The sequence below is a fragment of the Aquabacterium soli genome, assembly GCF_003933735.1.
GTDB classification, from domain to species: Bacteria; Pseudomonadota; Gammaproteobacteria; order Burkholderiales; family Burkholderiaceae_C; genus Aquabacterium; species Aquabacterium soli.
Window position 1 is genome coordinate 1 of sequence record NZ_RSED01000046.1, and the last position, 2,953, is coordinate 2,953.

Annotated in this window: 4 protein-coding genes; all 4 read left to right on the top strand. The window is 59.1% G+C overall.

The window, feature by feature from the left end:
* Window positions 1-235, top strand: a 235-nt coding sequence (locus tag EIP75_RS23645) for a transposase (protein ID WP_125245646.1), incomplete at its 5' end; no start/stop codon positions are given.
* The gene (locus EIP75_RS23650; protein WP_125245647.1) at window positions 232-1,053 is read left to right on the top strand and encodes an IS3 family transposase; all 822 of its coding nucleotides are present in this window, start codon (window positions 232-234) and stop codon (window positions 1,051-1,053) included. The genes EIP75_RS23645 and EIP75_RS23650, both read left to right, overlap by 4 nt.
* Window positions 1,050-2,012, top strand: a complete 963-nt coding sequence (locus tag EIP75_RS23655) for an AraC family transcriptional regulator (protein ID WP_125245648.1) — start codon at window positions 1,050-1,052, stop codon at window positions 2,010-2,012. The genes EIP75_RS23650 and EIP75_RS23655 overlap by 4 nt, the downstream gene beginning before the upstream one ends.
* A gap of 197 nt (window positions 2,013-2,209) precedes the next feature.
* Entirely contained in the window at window positions 2,210-2,383 is a 174-nt protein-coding gene (locus EIP75_RS23660; RefSeq protein ID WP_233585024.1) for a hypothetical protein, read from the top strand.
* Window positions 2,384-2,953 lie beyond the last annotated feature (570 nt).

The window sequence follows — 2,953 nt, forward strand, 5'->3', positions numbered from 1 at the left end:
CAAGCGCTGGACGGCCAAGCGTAAGACCGCCCTGGTCTTGGACATCATTCAAGGCAAGACGACGGTCTCAGAGGCCAGCCGGGCCTTTGACCTCAACCCCTCCGAAGTGGAGCAGTGGGTCGACGAGGGCAAGCGGGGAATGGAGAACGCGTTGCGCTCCAAACCGCTGGAGGTCAAGGAGCAGTACGAGAAGCAGCTCGGTGAGCTGCAGCAGGCCTACGGCGANGAGAAATGATCCTCAAGGTTCAGCAGGGATTGAAAGACGAGGGTGTCACGGTCAGCCTGGTCAAACTGTGTCAGTGGTTTAATGTGGCTCGCCGGACGGTCTATTACCGCCCCACCAAGGCGCCGCCTAAGGTCCAGGAACGGTTCGCCGAACCGATCAAGGCGATGATTGAAGACCAGCCATCGTTCGGCTACCGCACCGTGGCTGGCTTGCTAGGCATGAACAAGAACACCGTGCAGCGCGTGTTCCAGATCATGGGCTGGCAGGTCAAGAAGCGGCCCATCGGCTTCAGGCCCAGGATCCAGGCGCTGCCCTCGGTCGCCAAGGCTCCGAACGAGCGTTGGGCCACGGACCTGTGCCGTGTCTGGACAGGCCGCGATGGATGGGCCAGTCTGGCGTTGGTGATCGACTGCCATACCCGCGAGTTGCTGGGCTGGCACTTGAGCCGCAGCGGGAAGTCCAAAACAGCCGAGTCAGCCCTGGAGCAGGCCTTGATTGCTCGGTATGGCTGCTTGGGCAAGGTCGACAAGCCGTTCCTTTTACGCTCGGACAATGGCCTGGTCTTCACCAGCCGAAGCTACACGTCGCTGGTCAAAAGCTATGGCTTGCAGCAGGAGTTCATCACGCCATACTGCCCCGAACAGAACGGCATGGTCGAGCGTGTGATTCGAACGTTCAAGGAGCAGTGCGCTCATCGCCAGCGATTCGAGACCTTGCAACACGCCAGTCGGGCCATTGGCGACTGGATCGGCTTCTACAACAACCAGCGCCCACACCAAGCGCTGGGTATGCGAACCCCTGCTGAGGCTTATGCTTTAGCAGCTTGACCTGTGCAGAAACCGCTGGGTCATTACAGGTGCTTGCGGCAGCCGATCTGCAAATGGCGGACTTGGCCGACGGCCACCGGGGCTTGGGCTTCGTGCCCTTTCTGAAGTTGATGCATGCGGCCTTGGGCGCCGCAAAGGAGCCCGCTCTTGGCCTGCTCGTGGGGGAGCGCCTGCGCATCAACACTCACGGCAGGCTGGGTTACGCGGCCTTGAGCAGCAGCACCTTGCGTCAGGTTGTGTCGCTGCTGGAGAGCTTCTTGCCGCTGCGTACCACACTGGTGACGGTCACGCAGCGGGTTCAGGGTGACGAGGTATGGGTGGGCTTTCCTGTGGCCCGCCCACTCGACGGGCTGGATCTCGTGGTCAGCGAAGCCATCTTGTTGACCATCAAGAACCTGATTGACCAGATCACCTTGGGCACTTGTCAGGTGCGACGTGTGTGCTTCAAACAGGTCGAGCCTGCGTATGCAGATCTGGCCCGGGACATGTTTGGTTGCGAGGTGCGTTACAGCCAAGACTGGTGCGGTCTGGTGTTGCCGGATGCAGCCATGGACTTGCCGCTGAGCTCGGCTGACCCGGCCAGCTTCGATGATGCTGCACGCCTGTGCCGTGAAGAGTTGGACAAGCGCGATGTGAACGCGGCCTTGAGCATCCAGGTGCGCCGTAACCTGCTGACGCGCCAACATGGCTTTCCTTCCCTTCAGGTGGTGGCCCGCCAGTTCCATCTCACCCCGCGCACCCTACACCGCCGCCTGGTGGCTGAAGGCACATCCTTTCAGCAGATCTTGGATGAGGTGCGCGAGCATCTGGCTATGCAATACCTGCAAGCAGGCAAGCTGAGCGTGCAGGAGATCGCTTACACGCTGGGCTACAACGATCCGGCCAATTTCCGGCGGGCCTTCAAACGCTGGACGGGCCGAGCGCCGTCGACCCTATTGATCCGGCCCTGTAAAAATTGAGTTTCTTGCCACGTCTCCACAGGGGGCCGTGTTTCGACTCCAACGTTCCGGATCACTAGAGTCTCTGCGAACATCACGCTAGGCTCGCTGACTACTTGAGAGCCCTATTCCATGATCACTGACTCTATTTCGTTGAATCACCTGCTGGTCTGAGTATGCCGAGCAGAGCCGGGCCAGGCTCACGCCGGAGTGAGTTCTTGTTTGTCGATCTGCTCAACAACCTGGAGCAGTTGGCTGAGGATCGTGATGCAGTTTTGCGGCAAGCACAGAGCAAGCTGCCATCGTTTGACCCCGACAAGCTCAAACGCGAGCTCTCGACGTTCGGCTCTGTGGCCACCCGCGAGCGCACCAGAGGTTGGTTGAGTGCCTGAGTCTCTGCATGACCACAAGGACTTCGGTGACCTGCCTACAGTGGTCGCTGACGAGCGCAGCCTTGATCCGACGTTGGTCGAGAAGGACTACTGGATCATGCATTGCCTTTTGGGGCTGCGAACCTAGGGGTTTAGCTTCGAACTCAAGGGCGGTACTTCTTTGTCCAAGGGCTTCACCAGCGCCTGCCACGTTTTTGGGTGATGGGCCGTCGCAAAGCAGTCGGTCGCGAACGACCGCAATTACTTCCCAAAATAGGACTGGACTGAGTAGCCGATTTGAAATGGAATAGTTGGTGTTGTTGACGAATATACGCAGGAGTCGAAAGGGTTGCAGCAATGCCTAAGGATGGTCTGAACAACTCGTTTGGGAAGCGCTTGACGACGTGAAGACATCAGCATGTTCTCTGGCGGCATCGATGTCGAGTCGAACCGGACGCCAAACCTGCCTCAAACAGCCTGCGGACCTTGCAAGAACCTCTGTGCCCTGTTTTTTGCACGCACTCATGCTGCGCCAGCCATCAGTTTGCCCCTCACCATCCATAGGTTGCCGAGCATGAACAGGGTCTTGAG

What these genes read in the sequence shown, in the direction of transcription:
- EIP75_RS23650 (WP_125245647.1), top strand. Translation starts at nt 232, where the DNA reads ATGATCCTCAAGGTTCAGCAGGGATTGAAAGACGAGGGTGTCACGGTC.